At 63.7% G+C, this 14,488-nt stretch carries 16 protein-coding genes and 1 pseudogene; 11 read left to right on the top strand and 6 right to left on the bottom strand.

Annotation, left to right across the window (positions count from 1 at the left end; all coding sequences use genetic code 11):
* Positions 1-221 precede the first annotated feature (221 nt).
* The 3 genes and pseudogenes from ACH2EI_RS00645 to ACH2EI_RS00635 all read left to right on the top strand — a co-directional run.
* A complete protein-coding gene (locus tag ACH2EI_RS00645) occupies positions 222-863 on the top strand; it encodes a nitroreductase family protein (RefSeq protein WP_395155318.1) in 642 nt (213 codons plus the stop codon).
* A 9-nt stretch (positions 864-872) separates the two neighbouring features.
* On the top strand, positions 873-2,303 hold the full coding sequence (xylB, locus tag ACH2EI_RS00640) for a xylulokinase (RefSeq protein ID WP_395155317.1): 1,431 nt from the start codon (positions 873-875) through the stop codon (positions 2,301-2,303).
* Between the two features lie 225 nt (positions 2,304-2,528).
* Positions 2,529-2,585: pseudogene (locus ACH2EI_RS00635) on the top strand (hypothetical protein); the annotation flags it as partial.
* A gap of 320 nt (positions 2,586-2,905) precedes the next feature.
* Here the strand turns inward: ACH2EI_RS00635 and ACH2EI_RS00630 are convergent.
* Both ACH2EI_RS00630 and ACH2EI_RS00625 read right to left on the bottom strand, forming a co-directional pair.
* Positions 2,906-3,838 (bottom strand): L-threonylcarbamoyladenylate synthase, encoded by a 933-nt coding sequence (locus tag ACH2EI_RS00630; protein ID WP_395155315.1) that lies wholly within the window; start codon positions 3,836-3,838, stop codon positions 2,906-2,908.
* A gap of 13 nt (positions 3,839-3,851) precedes the next feature.
* Positions 3,852-4,574, bottom strand: a complete 723-nt coding sequence (locus tag ACH2EI_RS00625) for an alpha/beta fold hydrolase (protein WP_395155314.1) — start codon at positions 4,572-4,574, stop codon at positions 3,852-3,854.
* A gap of 75 nt (positions 4,575-4,649) precedes the next feature.
* On the opposite strand from ACH2EI_RS00625, the gene ACH2EI_RS00620 reads away from it, so the two are divergent.
* Genes ACH2EI_RS00620 through ACH2EI_RS00610 form a run of 3 tightly spaced genes read left to right on the top strand, consistent with a single transcriptional unit; the run spans position 4,650 to position 7,402 of the window.
* Entirely contained in the window at positions 4,650-6,086 is a 1,437-nt protein-coding gene (locus ACH2EI_RS00620) for a GuaB1 family IMP dehydrogenase-related protein (protein WP_395155313.1), read from the top strand.
* A gap of 13 nt (positions 6,087-6,099) precedes the next feature.
* Positions 6,100-6,741, top strand: coding sequence for a (d)CMP kinase (cmk, locus tag ACH2EI_RS00615; RefSeq protein WP_395155320.1), 642 nt, complete (start codon positions 6,100-6,102; stop codon positions 6,739-6,741).
* Positions 6,728-7,402, top strand: coding sequence for a lysophospholipid acyltransferase family protein (locus ACH2EI_RS00610; RefSeq protein ID WP_395155312.1), 675 nt, complete (start codon positions 6,728-6,730; stop codon positions 7,400-7,402). Before cmk ends, ACH2EI_RS00610 begins: the two co-directional genes overlap by 14 nt.
* Before the next feature lie 26 nt (positions 7,403-7,428).
* Here ACH2EI_RS00610 and ACH2EI_RS00605 read toward each other — a convergent pair whose 3' ends face one another.
* Together ACH2EI_RS00605 and ACH2EI_RS00600 are read right to left on the bottom strand one after the other, a co-directional pair.
* Positions 7,429-8,685 (bottom strand): M18 family aminopeptidase, encoded by a 1,257-nt coding sequence (locus tag ACH2EI_RS00605; protein ID WP_395155311.1) that lies wholly within the window; start codon positions 8,683-8,685, stop codon positions 7,429-7,431.
* 2 nt (positions 8,686-8,687) lie between these two features.
* The gene (locus ACH2EI_RS00600) at positions 8,688-9,314 is read right to left on the bottom strand and encodes a histidine phosphatase family protein (RefSeq protein WP_395155310.1); all 627 of its coding nucleotides are present in this window, start codon (positions 9,312-9,314) and stop codon (positions 8,688-8,690) included.
* A 19-nt stretch (positions 9,315-9,333) separates the two neighbouring features.
* On the opposite strand from ACH2EI_RS00600, the gene pyk reads away from it, so the two are divergent.
* A complete protein-coding gene (gene pyk / locus ACH2EI_RS00595; protein WP_395155309.1) occupies positions 9,334-10,815 on the top strand; it encodes a pyruvate kinase in 1,482 nt (493 codons plus the stop codon).
* A complete protein-coding gene (locus ACH2EI_RS00590) occupies positions 10,805-11,578 on the top strand; it encodes an alpha/beta fold hydrolase (protein WP_395155308.1) in 774 nt (257 codons plus the stop codon). Before pyk ends, ACH2EI_RS00590 begins: the two co-directional genes overlap by 11 nt.
* On the opposite strand, the gene ACH2EI_RS00585 is transcribed toward ACH2EI_RS00590, so the two are convergent.
* Both ACH2EI_RS00585 and ACH2EI_RS00580 read right to left on the bottom strand, forming a co-directional pair.
* On the bottom strand, positions 11,562-12,734 hold the full coding sequence (locus ACH2EI_RS00585) for an MFS transporter (RefSeq protein ID WP_395155307.1): 1,173 nt from the start codon (positions 12,732-12,734) through the stop codon (positions 11,562-11,564). The two genes, ACH2EI_RS00590 and ACH2EI_RS00585, sit on opposite strands and share 17 nt — an antisense overlap.
* Positions 12,731-13,039, bottom strand: a complete 309-nt coding sequence (locus ACH2EI_RS00580; protein ID WP_395158832.1) for a hypothetical protein — start codon at positions 13,037-13,039, stop codon at positions 12,731-12,733. The genes ACH2EI_RS00585 and ACH2EI_RS00580 overlap by 4 nt, the downstream gene beginning before the upstream one ends.
* Before the next feature lie 57 nt (positions 13,040-13,096).
* Between ACH2EI_RS00580 and ACH2EI_RS00575 the strand changes: the two genes are divergently transcribed.
* Genes ACH2EI_RS00575 through ACH2EI_RS00565 form a run of 3 tightly spaced genes read left to right on the top strand, consistent with a single transcriptional unit; the run spans position 13,097 to position 14,488 of the window.
* Positions 13,097-13,531, top strand: a complete 435-nt coding sequence (locus ACH2EI_RS00575) for a DUF3151 family protein (protein ID WP_395155305.1) — start codon at positions 13,097-13,099, stop codon at positions 13,529-13,531.
* A 3-nt stretch (positions 13,532-13,534) separates the two neighbouring features.
* Positions 13,535-14,149, top strand: a complete 615-nt coding sequence (locus tag ACH2EI_RS00570) for a molybdenum cofactor guanylyltransferase (RefSeq protein WP_395155304.1) — start codon at positions 13,535-13,537, stop codon at positions 14,147-14,149.
* A gap of 9 nt (positions 14,150-14,158) precedes the next feature.
* Positions 14,159-14,488 carry a rhodanese-like domain-containing protein gene (locus ACH2EI_RS00565; protein WP_395155303.1) on the top strand — a complete coding sequence of 110 codons (330 nt, stop codon included), beginning with the start codon at positions 14,159-14,161 and terminating at the stop codon, positions 14,486-14,488.

The following is a 14,488-nucleotide window of genomic DNA, read 5'->3' as shown; positions in this document are numbered from 1 at the left end:
GTCGCAGCCTCGTCGCTACCGCAAGCTGCGGCAACGAGCGTCAGACCGACGAGCAACGAACCGACGCGTGTCACGCGTGATTTCTGCATGTGGGTTGTTCTCCCCCTGTTTGGACAGGCGCGGGATGCCCCTGTTCTTTAGGAAGCCGTAATACTACGTTCCATTGGAACTGAATGCACGTCGCCTCGCTGAGAGTGAAGGCCAAGCGGTAACTTGGATGTGTGTCTGTTTCGGCGGCGTTTCCCCACGATGTCGGGCTCCTTGAGGCGCTTGCAACCACCCGGGCAATTCGCCGCTACACCGACGAGCCCGTCCTCACACGTGACCTCGAGCAGATTCTCTGGCACGCGGGTCGCGCTCCGTCTGGTTCGAACCGGCAGCCATTTCGGTTCCTGGTTCTTCGCAACGGTCCGAACGCCGAGGCGGCAAAAGCCCTACTTGGTGAAGCGTTCCGAGCGGGATGGGCAACCAAACGCTCCGGCGACGGATACCGACCGTCTCGGTTCGCCGACTCGATGCAGCACTATGTCGACCACTTCGAAGCGACGCCGGTTGTCGTACTGGTCTGTCTTGACCGGTACCGCGAGGCGAGCCCATACGAAGGAGCATCGGTGTACCCGGCATGCCAGAACCTGTTACTGGCAGCGCGAGCGCTGGGGTACGGCGGCGCCCTGACGATGTGGCATCTCGGTGTCGAGGACGAACTTCGCGAGATGTTGGAGATTCCGGCGAACGTCGCGCTCTCCGCGTGCATCACCGTTGGGGTTCCCGCCGGCCGGCACGGGCCACTGAAACGCAAGCCGCTTGAGGAGGTCGTCTTCGATGGCCGCTGGGGTGACCGGCCGACCTGGATCACCGCGTAGATTCCACGGATGCCGCTCATTGCCGGAGTCGACTCCTCGACCCAATCCACCAAGGTCGAGATCCGTGATCAGGAAACCGGTGCGGTCGTCGCATCGGCATCCGCGCCGCACCCTCCGGTGATGGCCCCATTGAGCGAGCAGGACCCGGCGTCATGGTGGACGGCATTCGAACAGGCGTGGGTGCAGGCTGGGTCGCCAGACGTTGCAGCCATCAGCGTGGGCGGCCAGCAGCATGGAATGGTCGCGCTCGACGCCCACGGACTGGCAGTGCACCCTGCCAAGCTGTGGAACGACACCGAGTCGGCAGAGGACGCCGATCGATTGACTGGTCTCGTCTCTCCCGCTGACTGGGCAGCAGCAATCGGCAGCGTTCCGGTTGCAGCCTTTACCATCACGAAACTTGCATGGCTCGCACGGACACACGCCGACGTGTGGTCGAAGGTGCGCCACGTGATGCTCCCGCACGACTACATCACCAATCGACTCACCGGTCGGTTGACGACAGGGAGCACGACTGATCGCGGCGACGCATCCGGCACGGGTTACTGGTCGCCAGGCGAGGGCGAGTACCGGACCGACTTACTCGACCTCGTCGACAGCACTCGTGAGTGGGAGGCAATGCTGCCCCGTGTGCTTGGTCCAATGGACCACGCTGGCCTGAGCACCTCTGCGTCGATCGCCATGGGCGCAGTGGTCGCTCCCGGCACCGGAGACAATATGGCAGGCGCGTTGGGCGTCGGGCTCCGACCTGGCGATGCGGTGATCTCGATTGGCACGTCGGGCACCGTCTACGCGGTGTCGAACACCCCGACATCAGACCCGAGCGGCGCCGTTGCGGGGTTCGCCGACGCGACCGGTCACTTCCTTCCTCTCGTCTGTACGTCGAATGCAGCAAAGGTTGTCGACGCTGTGGCGCGGCTCCTCGGCGCCGACCACGCCGAGTTCGATCGCCTCGCGCTGGCAGCATTGCCAGAGGGGCCGACACTGCTGCCGTACTTTGACGGCGAACGAACCCCCAACCGTCCAAACGCACGTGGCATCATCGGCGGCCTCCGCACCGATGTCACACGTGAGCAGTTCGCTCGCGCGGCCGTCGACGGCGTGGCATGTGGTTTACTCGACGGCCTCGATGCGCTTCGCGCGCTGACCGTTCTCGACGGCCGGGTGATGCTCACGGGCGGGGGAGCGCGGTCGCTGGCAATGCAGCAGGTTGTGGCATCGCTCGTCGATGCCCCGGTCGTACTGAGTTCGGCTGATGAGGCGGTTGCGACCGGTGCTGCTGTCCAAGCCTGTGCGGTGCTCGAACAGGTTGATCACTCGGTCATTCAAGATCGTTGGGGCCTCGGTGTCGGTGCTCAGGTCGATCCAACCTTTGCACCCGACATGACGACACGCGCACGTTACGCAGCCTTGCGCGACGCTGCACCGTCCCATGGATGACCCGTTTCGGTTGCTCGGGCTGAACACGAATGCTTCTGCGGCGGAGGTTCGCCAAGCCCGACGAGACCTCGCCAAGGAACACCATCCTGATGCAGGTGGAGATGCCGACATGATGCGTGTGATCAACGACGCAGCTGGGGCAGCCCTGCGAATTCTCGCCGACCCACCTGGGCCTGCAACAGCCCTGCCTGACGTCCCACCGAACGTCCCACCGAACGTCCCACCGAACGTCCCACCGAACGTCCCACCGAACGTCCCACCGAACTCGGCTCGGGAACCTGACGATGCCGGGATGACGCGCGATGCTCCGTCGTTTACCGTTGAGGCGCTGCCTGTTGAGACGTTCGAAGCGCTACTGGTCGTCACGTCATGGATCGGTGAGGTCATCGATGACGAACCGCCGTACCGACTGGATGTTTTGATTCATGCCCATGACGGCATCGAGTACCCGTGTTGGTGCCGCTTGGAGTTGGTGCCCGATGCGGGCGCCTCAACCGTGAGCATCGGGGTGGGAAGCTACGACGACCAGCCCACGCCATCCATCACGGTGCTCCGTGACCTCTGGATCACCCACTTGAACCGCTACGACTGGGCGTAGCGCGTCACCGAGGTCGGGGAGCCGCAGCCTTGGTCAGTCGGTCGCGGAGCGCGTGGCCGAGCCCGGTGGCTCGGGGCAGCACGACGATCAGCATCTTGGCCCCACGAGTGTCGGCCGCGCGTAGCTCGGAGTAGAGCGATCGGGCCGCTTCGGCGAGGTCGTCGTTGAACTCGAGAATCTCGGCGCCTGGCGTTCCCGCCCGCAGCGCCCAGGCATCGTCGGCAGTGTCGACCAGGCGAACCTCGCACTGCGGTGCGTAGTGCGATTCGAGCATCCCGCTGGCCCGCGATGGCCCGGACGCATGAGCGAGGTCGTTGACGAGCGCGGCGACATCGTCGGCCGTGATCGCTCCGGCTCGCAAGAGTTGGGGCGGATCGACGGTGGTGTCGATGATCGTGCTCTCAAGCCCGACCGTGCACGGCCCGCCATCGAGGATGGCGTCCGTTGCTGGATCAAGCAGATCGCCCAAGTCGTCGAGGACATGCTGCGCAGTCGTCGGGCTGACAGCCCCGAATCGATTGGCCGACGGAGCGGCGATCGCCAGCCCACTCGCCCGGAGCAGGTCGAGCGTCATTGGATGCGCAGGAACGCGCAGGCCAACAGTCGTTCGGCCACCCGTGACCGCATCGTGTACTCGATCAGATCGCGGCACGATCAACGTGAGCGGACCGGGCCAGCCATTGGCAGCCAGACGACGCGCAACGTCGCTTGGTTCCGACGACCAAACATCGAATTGATCGGCGTCGGCGATGTGGACAATCAAAGGGTGACCGGTTGGTCGGCCCTTCACAGCAAAGATGCGTGCGACGGCAGCTGGGTTTGAGGCGTCGGCGGCGAGCCCGTACACGGTCTCGGTCGGCACGGCGACCAGGCCGCCAGCCCTGAGCTTGCGGATGGCGAGTTCGATGTCGGTGGTCACCAACGATGGCGTCTTCATCTGCGAGACAGGTTCAGATGGCGTCGAGGAATTCGAGCGTGGCATCGAAGAACCCGAAGGCTTCGGGCGTGGCGAAGTGGTCGACGTTCTTGAGCGTTTCGCACCGACCATCAGGGAAGCGACTGGCCAACTCGTCGCCCGGATGCACGAAGTCGCGATCGCCGACGACGACGAGAACCGGACAGGTGACGGTCCCAAGATCGTCGGGCTCGAAGTCGCCAGCCGACGGTCGACGCATCACTGCGGCAAGCGCCCGAATGTCGTTGCCAGGCTGCTGCGCGTACTGTACGAAGAGCCGTGCGATCTGATCCATTTCGTCGAGATCGGGTGCAGTATCTGCGTCTTCGGCATCGATGACGCGCTCGAGCCCTTCGACGATGCGGGTGGCACCGGCATGGTCGCGCTCGAGCACGTTCTGGCCGATGCCGGCAAGAACAATGCGGCTGAAACGTTCGGGCCGAGCAATGGCCGCGTGGAGCAGCGTGAGCGCACCGAGCGAGAACCCAACGGCCTCGACGGGTTCGTCAGGCGACTCGGCGTCGATGGCATCGAAGACTCGCTCGGTCAGGTCGGCGTACGCCTCGGGATCGTGTGGTTTGGGTGCCTCACCGTGGCCGAGTAGGTCGACACCGATGACGTGCTTACCCCCATCGCTGAGGAGAGCGGTGAAACCGCTCCGTTGCCACGTGGTGGAGAACGCTCCGCCCCAGCCATGAACGAGTACCACGGATCCCATAGAGCGGGCAGGTTAGGCCGTATCGTGGCGCTGGCAAGAAAATGAGCGCCCACGATTCTTCAGCGAGCGATTGAGATGCGACTTCTTCACGAACCACAGCACGACCTGACCTACAGCGATGTCTTTATGGTCCCCAGTCTTTCCGACGTTCCGTCGAGAATGAACGTCGACCTGACGACGCCAGACGGCATCGGGACGACCATTCCGTTGGTCGTGGCGAACATGACCGCTGTCGCGGGCCGGCGCATGGCCGAAACGGTGGCCCGTCGTGGCGGTATCGCGATCATGCCTCAGGACATCCCTGTCGATCTCGTCGGTGGCGTCATCGCGTATATCAAGTCTCGGCACCCCGTGTTCGAGACGCCGATCACGCTGCCACCTGAGGCAACGATCGGCGACGCCTTGCTACTCATCCACAAGCGCGCACATGGCGCCGTTGTGATCGTCGATGAGGGCCGACCCGTCGGGGTCTTCACCGAGAGGGACCAAGACGGGTTCGACCGGTTCACACAGCTGCGCAACGTCATGAGCACCAACCTGCATCTGCTCGACGCAGACACGGCGCCGGCTGATGCGTTCGAGATGCTCGAAGGGAGCCGCCTGCATGTCGCTCCTGTGGTCGACGCCGCGAACGACGGACGACTCCTTGGCGTCATGACTCGCAAGGGCGCGCTGCGTTCGACGATCTATCGCCCTGCAGTCGATGCCGACGGCAAATTGCTCGTCGGTGTGGCGGTCGGCATCAACGGCGATCCGGCGGCGCGCGCCAAGGAACTCGAATCGTTCGGTGCTGACGTGCTCGTGATCGATACAGCGCATGGCCATCAGACGCGTACACTGCGGGCGATTGCGGCGGTCCGGGCTGCGTGTCCGAACGCCAAGATTGTTGCCGGCAACGTCGTCACCATCGAAGGAACCCGTGAGCTGATCGAAGCTGGGGCCGACGTGATCAAAGTCGGTGTCGGTCCGGGCGCCATGTGCACCACTCGCATGATGACCGGCGTCGGCCGGCCGCAGTTTTCGGCGGTGCTCGAATGCGCAGCGGAAGCCGAACGGCTGGGCAAGCACATCTGGGCCGACGGTGGCGTTCGCTTCCCGCGTGATGTGGCACTGGCCCTCGCCGGCGGCGCCGCCAACGTCATGTTTGGTTCGTGGCTCGCTGGAACATACGAGTCAGCCGCCGACACGCTGCGTGACCCCGATGGCCGCCTCTACAAGGAGAGTTTCGGGATGGCCTCGAATCGCGCCGTGAAGAACCGGACCCGGAGCGAGTCGGCATTCGACCGGGCGCGTAAGGAACTGTTCGAAGAGGGCATCAGTACATCGCGGATGTATCTCGATCCCGAACGCCCGAGCGTCGAAGACATCATCGATCAGATCGTCGCCGGATTGCGTTCCTCGTGTACCTACTCCGGGGCCGCGACGATCAATGAGTTCCGCGAGCGAGCCATCGTCGGGGTGCAAAGTTCTTCCGGCTACGACGAAGGTCGTCCGGTCGGGGTGAGCTGGTGAGCTGGTGAGCAATATGTTGGTCGTTGCGATCGATGGCCCGGCTGGCGCTGGGAAGAGCACAGTTGGTCGCGCGGTAGCAGCGCGGCTGGGCCTTGACTATCTCGACACCGGTGCGATGTATCGCGGCGTCACGTTCGGCGTGCTGCGTCGTGGGCTCGATCCAAGCGATGGCGAATCGGTCGCTCGTGTTGCAGCCGCCATCGACATTCGGCTCGATGGCGAGGGCCTCACAGTCGATGGCGTCGATGCAACGATCGAGATTCGCGGCCGCGAAGTGACCTCGGCGGTCAGTGCGGTTGCCGCAAATAGTTCGGTCCGTGCAGAACTGGTCCGTCGACAGCGTGAATGGGTTGCGGCACGCGGCGGTGCAGTCGTCGAGGGTCGCGACATCGGGTCGGTCGTTTTTCCTGACGCGCCACTCAAGCTGTACATCACTGCCTCTCCGCGAGTACGCGCGGAACGCCGAGTGGCCGAAATTGGTGGCGATGTCAACGAGGTCGAAGCATCGATCATCGAGCGTGATCGGAAAGACTCGACGCGTGACGACAGTCCGCTGACCGAGGCATCCGGGTCGATCGTCGTAGATACGAGTGGTCTGTCAATCAACGAAGTCGTCGAACAGATCCTGGGACTGCTGCCGCATGGCCAGAGTTGAGACGGGCTTCGCTGGGCAGTCGTTTGGCAGCAGGGCGCTCTATCGGGTGATCAGAACCTTCGCGTGCGGCTTCACGCAACTGTACACGCGGATGTCGATCGAGGGCCGTGAGCACCTCCCGACCACCGGTGGTTACGTCATCGCACCGGTTCACCGCAGCTACGTCGACACGCCCATCTCGGCGTGTATCAGCCGTCGCCGGATCCGGTACATGGGGAAGGATTCGATGTGGAAGTTCGCCAGCGTCGGAAAGTTGATCTCAGCGCTTGGAGCGTTCCCTGTCTCTCGTGGCACCGTCGACCGCGAGGCGCTGATGCGCTGCCTGGCGGTGCTCGATGCGGGTGAACCGCTCGTGTTGTTCCCGGAAGGGGAGCGTAAGGACGGACCGACGGTCCAGCCATTGTTCGATGGTGCCGCGTACCTGGCATCGAAATCGGGTGTCCCGATCATTCCTGTCGGAATCGCTGGCTCAGACCGTGTCATGCCGCGTGGCGCGAAGTTCGTCTTCCCGCGGAAAGTGAAGATTGTGATTGGCGCACCACTGCGAGTCGAAGTCGGCGAGAACGGTCGCGCCTCACGCGTTGCCATCAAAGCCACGACCGCACAATTACACGGAGAAATTCAACGGCTCTACGACGAGGCCCAATCCAAAATCAAATGAAGTGTTGTCAGGCCGGGGTGTGACACTCAGTCGAAGAAAGCAGTCAGTGCGTTTGCGAGGTGGGCTGGGTCGTCGGCGCCGCAGAGTTCGCGAGCTGAATGCATCGACAGTTGCGGCACACCGATGTCGGCCGTGGCGATACCCAGCCGCGTCGAGGTGATCGGGCCAATGGTCGAGCCGCACGGCATGTTGTTGCGTGAGACGAACACTTGCCACGGCACATCTGCGGATTCGCACGCCCGCTGGAACGCCGCAGCGGTTTCAGCGGATGTTGCGTAGCGCTGATTTGCATTGACTTTGAGGGCGGGGCCGGCGTTGATGACCGGGTGATGGCCCGGCTCGTGGCACTCCGGATAGTTCGGATGGATTGCATGAGCGTTGTCGGCCGAGATACACATCGACCCGGCCATTGTCCGATGGAAGTCGTCGGACGACCCGCCTCGGGAGGCAACCAGTCGATCGAGCACCGCTTCGAGTAGCGGGCCGGCCGCGCCGGTCGTACTCATCGATCCGACCTCCTCATGATCGTTGAGCACGATGATGGCGATGTGGTCCAACGGCGCGGCAGCGGTGAGCGCTGAGGTGGCTGCCCAGCAGGACAGCAGGTTGTCGAGGCGGCCCGATGCGAGCATCGATTGGTCAGCACCGATCAAGGCGGCGCCCTGGACGTCGTACAGGCACAGCTCCCACCATGCCGGAGCGGCGTCGAGGCCGGCCTGCTCGCCGATCCAGCGCGCGAAGTCGCCAGGTGCGCTACTGCCTACCCCCCAGACCGGTGCCAGGTGCTGCTGCCGGTCGAGGATCAATCCGGTGTCGTTCACGCCTCGGTCGAGATGTACCGCGAGCTGGGGTACTCGGGCGATCGGGGTACGGACGTCGACGAGTGATGTCGAGCCGTCGGTCGCGACCAGCAGACCAGCCACTCCGAGGTCACGGTCGAGCCAGGTGTTGTTGAGGATCCCGCCATACACCTCGACACCGAGCTGTTTCCAGCCGACGCTGCTCTTGTCGGGCCGCGGTTTGACTCGAAGGCACGGCGAGTCGGTGTGAGCGCCGGCAATGCGAAATGGCATCGTCGCAGCGGCACCATCGGGAATCACCCAGGCAACGATCGCCCCGCCACGAACGACGTAGCCGCGCTGGGGAACATCGACCCAGGCAGCAGTCTCATCGACCTGGTCGAACCCAGCGAGACGAGCAACAGTCGACGCGACGGCGTGCCGTGGCGAGGGCGATGCGTCGAGGTAGGCGATGAGGTCCGCGATTTCATTTGTCTGCGTCACAGTCAGCCCTTCTGGAAGAGCCCCATGGGCAGCCCGCTGTTACGGAGGTGGCTTGTTTCGTTGATTGTGACCACTGAGCGGTCGCCGTTGGACGACGCTGCAACTCGATGAATCGAGGTGTAGTTCGGATAGAAGAACCCTCGTCCGAACTCTTCGCCCATCTTCATGATCGTGGTCAGGTAAGCGTTGATGACTCCACCATGGCAGACCACGGCGACGCGGTGGCCGCGATGATCGTCGATAATCGCTTCGATTGCGCCGACGGTTCGCTGGTGGAACTCTTCATGTGACTCGTCGGAATCCCACTCGCCATTGAGCATTTGCTGCCAACGTGGATCGCCCGAAGCCTTGAGCTCCTCGACAGGGATGTACTCCGAACTGTGTCGGTCGAACTCGGCCAAGCCGTCGCGGAAATGCAATTCGAGATCTCGATCAGCGACGACCGGCTCAGCGGTCTGGCGCGCACGGTTCATTGGGCTGGCATAGACAGCATCGAGGTGCTCCGATGCGAGGTACTGGGCGAGTAGTGCCGCTTGCGCAAGGCCGTCGTCAGACAGCTCTGGGTCGGCAGCGCCGTGCTCCAGTTCCTTGCGAATCGGCAGGGCATGACGGACCAACAACAACTCCACATACGATAGACAAGCAGATATGACCCGCCGAACTAAGATCGTGGCCACAATCGGCCCAGCCAGCGACACGCCAGTGGTGCTGCAGGACCTCATGCGCGCAGGTGTCGACGTGGTCCGCTTGAACCTCAGCCACGGCACTATCGACGAACATCTGGTGCGGCTCGCAAGTGTGCGTGCCGCCGCCGATGCCGTTGGTAAAGAAGTCGCGGTGTTGGCCGATCTGCCCGGCCCGAAGGTCCGTTCCGGTCGTTTCCCGGAAGGAGGGTCACGGTTGGTCGTCGGCAGGGAAATCCAGCTCCGCGCCGGTGACGAGCCCAGCGACGAGAACTGCATCTACGTCCAGTACGAGACGCTCCTCGAAGATCTGATCGTCGGCGGCCGCGTCATGCTCGGTGATGGTGCGATCTCCATGTCGGTGCAGTCTGTCGGCAACGAGTTCGCTCTCGCTCGCGTCGAAACAGGTGGAACCGTGAACGGCCAACCTGGCGTTCACCTGCCGTCCGAGAAGCTCCGTCTGACCACGCCGACCGAAGAAGATCTCGTCCTCGCCGAGGAAATGGCGAGTGCCGGGGTCGAGTTCGTGGCGGTCTCGTTTGTGCGCCAGGCCGTCGACGTGCAGCGCGTGCGCGACGTTGTCGGCACCCGCGCCAGGCTCGTTGCGAAGATTGAGACGAGTACCTCGATCGCCAACCTGACTGAAATCGTCGCCGTATCTGATGCGGTGATGGTTGCTCGTGGCGACCTGGGCATCGACTGCCCGATCGAAGACGTCCCGCATCTCCAGAAGATGATCATCCGGCACTGCGTCGAAGCCGGTGTGCCGGTCATCACTGCGACGCAGATGCTCGAGTCGATGATCACCTCGTCAGCACCAACTCGCGCCGAAGTGAGCGACGTGGCCAACGCGGTATTCGACGGCACCGACGCAGTGATGCTGTCTGGCGAAACGGCCATCGGCCGCGACCCGGTTGCGGTCGTCACCACGATGGGCAAGATTGCCGAACGCGCCGAGTCGGAGGCCAGCTATCGCCAGTGGGCGAATCGTTTGGGCCGGGTGCAACTCGATGGTCGCTTCGAGCCGATGGAGCACGGTGATCGAGTTACCGCAGCGCTCACGCACGCAGCATCACAGGCCGCGATCGGTGCAGGCGCGTCGGCGATCCTCTGCTGCACCCAGAGCGGCCGCACGGCTCGGGCGATGGCACGGTTCCGGCCCGATGCCGCAATGGTGGCGCTCTCACCCGACGCGGCAATGGTCCGCAGCCTCGCCATGACGTGGGGCGTCACCCCGATGCAGGTCGACACGTACGAGTCGACCGACGAGATGGTGTGGTTCGCTGTCGAGACAGCACTCCGCGCAGGGATCATTCACCATGGTGAGACCGTGTTGGTGTTGGCCGGTTCACCGAACAAGAGTCAACAACTCCCTGTCGGCGACGCGAAGCGCTCCTGGGTGGGCCGTGCGGCGTCTGACGTCATGCGCATTGTCCATGTCGACTGATCTCTGGGCTGAAACATCCGGTGATCCAACGCTGCCGCTGGCAGTGTTGGTCCACGGGACGATGGATCGTTCTGCAGGCATGCTGCGGCTGAGTCGTCGCCTCGACACACGGTTCCACGTGCTGCGTTACGACCGGCGTGGATATGGCCGGTCACGTGACGTTGGCGGGAAGAACTCCATCGAGCAGCACGTTGCCGATCTCGCTGGCGTCCTGCAAACGCACACACCGGGACGAGTCGTCGACCTTGCATTTGGCCACAGCTTCGGCGGCAACGTTGTGCTCGGTGTAGTCGAACAGCACCCCGACCTGATTCGACACGCGGCTCTCTATGAAACGCCGCTGTCATGGCTCGATTGGTGGCCTGGTGGAACAGCCGGCGGTGCGGCGGTCGGTGCGACCGACCCGGCCGAAGCTGCAGAGATCTTCATGCGCCGGCTGATCGGCGACGCGCGCTGGGAACAACTTCCGTCCGGCACGCGGGCCGATCGACGGGCCGAAGGTGCTGCAATGGTCGACGAGATCACCGACCTCCGGCGTGGCACACCGTGGGCTGCAGAGGCAGTGAAAATCCCGCTGCTTGCGATGTGTGGTGAGATGGGCCGACCCCATCACCAGCGTGGCATGCAGTGGCTGAGCGAGCAGATCCCATCGGCCGACTACTTCCGACTGGATGGTGCCGGTCACGGTGCGCCCAATACCCACCCGGGCGAACTCGCGACCCTGCTGGCCGACTTTGCAGCGCCGGTCAGAACCGGCGGCTGAGGACGAAACAGGTTGCGGCAATAGCGGCCGCTGTGGCGGACAGGGCCGCAGTGCCAGCGATGCCGTGGATGCCGTAGAGCCAGCCGCTGAGAATCACTCCGCTGCCGCGGGTGAGTGTGCCGACGGCGTTGCCGACAGCGAGCGTCGAACCGCGTGCTTCAGGCATCGCTTCGCTGACGAGCGAGAGTGATGTGACGAACCCGTACTCGAAGCCAATGAGCAGCATGAGGATCCCGATGACGCCCACGGCGAGGCGGTCACCGGCACTGAGCATCACAAGCAGACCGCAGGCCAACACGACCAGTCCGCCGAGTGACGAGCGCATTTTTCCGATTCGATCGGCAAGGGCCGCCGATCCGCCACTTGCAATGAGTTCGAACGCTCCGAAGCCCATGACGATGAAGCCAAGCCCACCGGTCGACACCCCGAACTCATCGTCGAGCCACGAGCCGGAGATGACGAACACCGACAGGCCTGCCATGGCCATCGTTGCCGACCCGATCACGACGAGCCAGGCCCGCAGCGTTAAGCGCGTCGCTCCGGTTGCGGGTGACCCGGCCTGTTTCGTGACCGGACCTGGCGCAGGCAGCGTCACGGCGACGACGAATGCTGCGATCGTGCAGCCGACAGCCATAAAAACGAACGGCGCTCGCCAGCCCCAGAGGTTGATCAGGACGGCCACGATGGGTCCGCCAATCAAGAGTGCGAACGCCCAGGACGTCTCGAAGATGCCGATCGATCGAGCACGCCGGCTGTAGTGGACGCGGTGGCTGATCCAGGCGTGGCCGCCGACGGTGAAGTTTGCAACACCAAGGATCAACATGGTGAATGCGATCGCGAAGGTCCAGATCGAACCGCCGAGTGCGATCACTGACGACAGCGCGATTGCCGACAGGCCACCAATCATGACGAGTCGCTCACGACCGCGGTCGAGTTGCTTGCCGATGACCATCGTCGACAGGCCGGCGGCTTCGCCGAGGCCAAGGACCGTTGTCAGCTGCGTTGTTGACACGCCGAATGCACGCTCGAGCGTCGGAAGAAACGGTGGAATCCAGCGCAGTGCCGTGTTCGCCATTGCCTTCGCGCCGGTGAGACGGGTCAGCGTCGACCGGTCGAGTGTGTCGGCTTCAGGCCGCTCAGATGTTGCGGTGCTCACGCAGCGTCTTCGTCAACACGCGGGTCTTTGATCGTGATCGTCGTTCCGAAGAAGGAGCAATCGGTATCGGTGACCGTGACGTTGGTCCCGACTTGATCGAAGTTCCCCTGCACCTTGTCGGCGCAGTCTTGCAGCGACGTGCGCTGGGTAGAGACCGCAAACGCCAGCAGCGCGAGCACGATAACCGTCGCAACCTTCTGGACGATCGTTTTCATGATCCAGGCGGCGAGGAACGCCGCGAGGACAAAGACGACAACGACCGCAATGGCGATGGTCTTGGCAGATTCCAAGGTCAGAGCGAGCATCCTTGCAGCCTAGGTCTTTCTGTCCGGGTGTGGAGGTGACCGATACGCTTGGTTGCAATGAGCGACATTGCGATCAACTTCTCTTCAGGCCTTCCGACCACCGTGCTGCCCGCAGCCGACCCGGCCGATTCCGCAGGGCTCGCCGCAGCGCTCCAATTGTCCGGCGACGAGCGGCGCTCTGGCGTTGCGGCTGTGGTCGCTGCGTCGCCGCGTTTCCTGGCCGGTTGGGCCGAGCTGGGCGACCTGGGTCGCGACACCATCGAGCGATACGCCGCCTACCGCGTCGGGTACCACCGTGGCCTCGACACACTGCGGGCCAACGGTTGGCGGGGGAGTGGCTACGTGCGCTGGGCAGCGCCGACCAACCACGGGTTCCTGCGGGCCCTCGTTGGCCTGGGTGCAATGGCGGCCGAGATCGGCGAACATGACGAAGCCGAGCGGATCCACATTTTCCTGCTGCAGCTCGACCCGACCGGCATTCCCACCACCTGATCGATGCACGTCGCCGGAGCAGTCTTGGCTGGCGGCCACAGCCGTCGTATGGGCCGGACCAAGGCGTTGATCGACGTCGGTGGGCTGCCGATGGCAACTCATGTTGCCAACGCACTCGCGGCGGCCGGATGTCGTGACATCGTGCTCGTCGGCGGCGACCCGACCGAGCTTGCCCCGCTCGACCTTCCGGTGATCGCAGACATGTACCCAGGCGAGGGTCCGGTCGGCGGGGTACTCACGGCCCTCCATCATCACCAGCACCATCACCAGCACCATCACCAGCACCATCATGGCGCCGCAACCCATGTCGTGGTCGCAGCATGCGATCTTCCGGGACTGACTGCTGGCGCTGTTGAACGCATGCTCGACGCAGTGCAGGCCGAGACGGATGTCGTCGTGGCCATGACCGATCGGCTCGAACCCGCCTTTGCTGTTTGGAGTGTGCAGACGATCGCGCCGATTGAAGCGGCCTTCGAGACCGGTACCCGAGCAATCCACGAGGTCCTTGCATTGTTCGACGTTGCGACCGTGGCGATCGACGCCAGCGAGATGCGCAACATCAACCGTCCGGAGGATCTCCTGCGGGGAACATTACGCGACGACGAGGGTGGCCAGTAAGGTCGCTGCGTGGCGATCTCGGAAATCACGGTGGAACAACTGCACAGACTGCTTGCGGCCGACGAATCGACTCGGCTCGTTGACGTGCGCGAAGACGATGAGTGGGCGAACAGCCACATTGGTCGCGCCGTGCACGTCGTGCTCGCTACGGTGCCCGAGCGCCTCGATGCATTCGGCGCGGATGGTGCCGAACAACCCACCTACGTGATGTGCAAGGTCGGTGGTCGAAGCTTTCGTGCGTGTGAGTACGCCGAGGCACAAGGCAAAAACGTCGTCAACGTCGCTGGCGGCATGATGGCTTGGTGGGCTGCTGGCCACGAAACAGTAGAAGGAGCCTGA

This window comes from Ilumatobacter sp. (genome assembly GCF_041688325.1).
Classification (GTDB): Bacteria; Actinomycetota; Acidimicrobiia; order Acidimicrobiales; family Ilumatobacteraceae; genus Ilumatobacter_A.
Note: the sequence above shows the minus strand (reverse complement) of the source record. Positions and strands in the feature narration are given on the sequence as shown.

What these genes read in the sequence shown, in the direction of transcription:
- xylB (WP_395155317.1), top strand. Translation starts at nt 873, where the DNA reads ATGCCGCTCATTGCCGGAGTCGACTCCTCGACCCAATCCACCAAGGTC.
- ACH2EI_RS00630 (WP_395155315.1), bottom strand. Translation starts at nt 3,838, where the DNA reads ATGAAGACGCCATCGTTGGTGACCACCGACATCGAACTCGCCATCCGC.
- ACH2EI_RS00625 (WP_395155314.1), bottom strand. Translation starts at nt 4,574, where the DNA reads ATGGGATCCGTGGTACTCGTTCATGGCTGGGGCGGAGCGTTCTCCACC.
- ACH2EI_RS00620 (WP_395155313.1), top strand. Translation starts at nt 4,650, where the DNA reads ATGCGACTTCTTCACGAACCACAGCACGACCTGACCTACAGCGATGTC.
- cmk (WP_395155320.1), top strand. Translation starts at nt 6,100, where the DNA reads ATGTTGGTCGTTGCGATCGATGGCCCGGCTGGCGCTGGGAAGAGCACA.
- ACH2EI_RS00610 (WP_395155312.1), top strand. Translation starts at nt 6,728, where the DNA reads ATGGCCAGAGTTGAGACGGGCTTCGCTGGGCAGTCGTTTGGCAGCAGG.
- pyk (WP_395155309.1), top strand. Translation starts at nt 9,334, where the DNA reads ATGACCCGCCGAACTAAGATCGTGGCCACAATCGGCCCAGCCAGCGAC.
- ACH2EI_RS00590 (WP_395155308.1), top strand. Translation starts at nt 10,805, where the DNA reads ATGTCGACTGATCTCTGGGCTGAAACATCCGGTGATCCAACGCTGCCG.
- ACH2EI_RS00580 (WP_395158832.1), bottom strand. Translation starts at nt 13,039, where the DNA reads ATGCTCGCTCTGACCTTGGAATCTGCCAAGACCATCGCCATTGCGGTC.
- ACH2EI_RS00575 (WP_395155305.1), top strand. Translation starts at nt 13,097, where the DNA reads ATGAGCGACATTGCGATCAACTTCTCTTCAGGCCTTCCGACCACCGTG.
- ACH2EI_RS00570 (WP_395155304.1), top strand. Translation starts at nt 13,535, where the DNA reads ATGCACGTCGCCGGAGCAGTCTTGGCTGGCGGCCACAGCCGTCGTATG.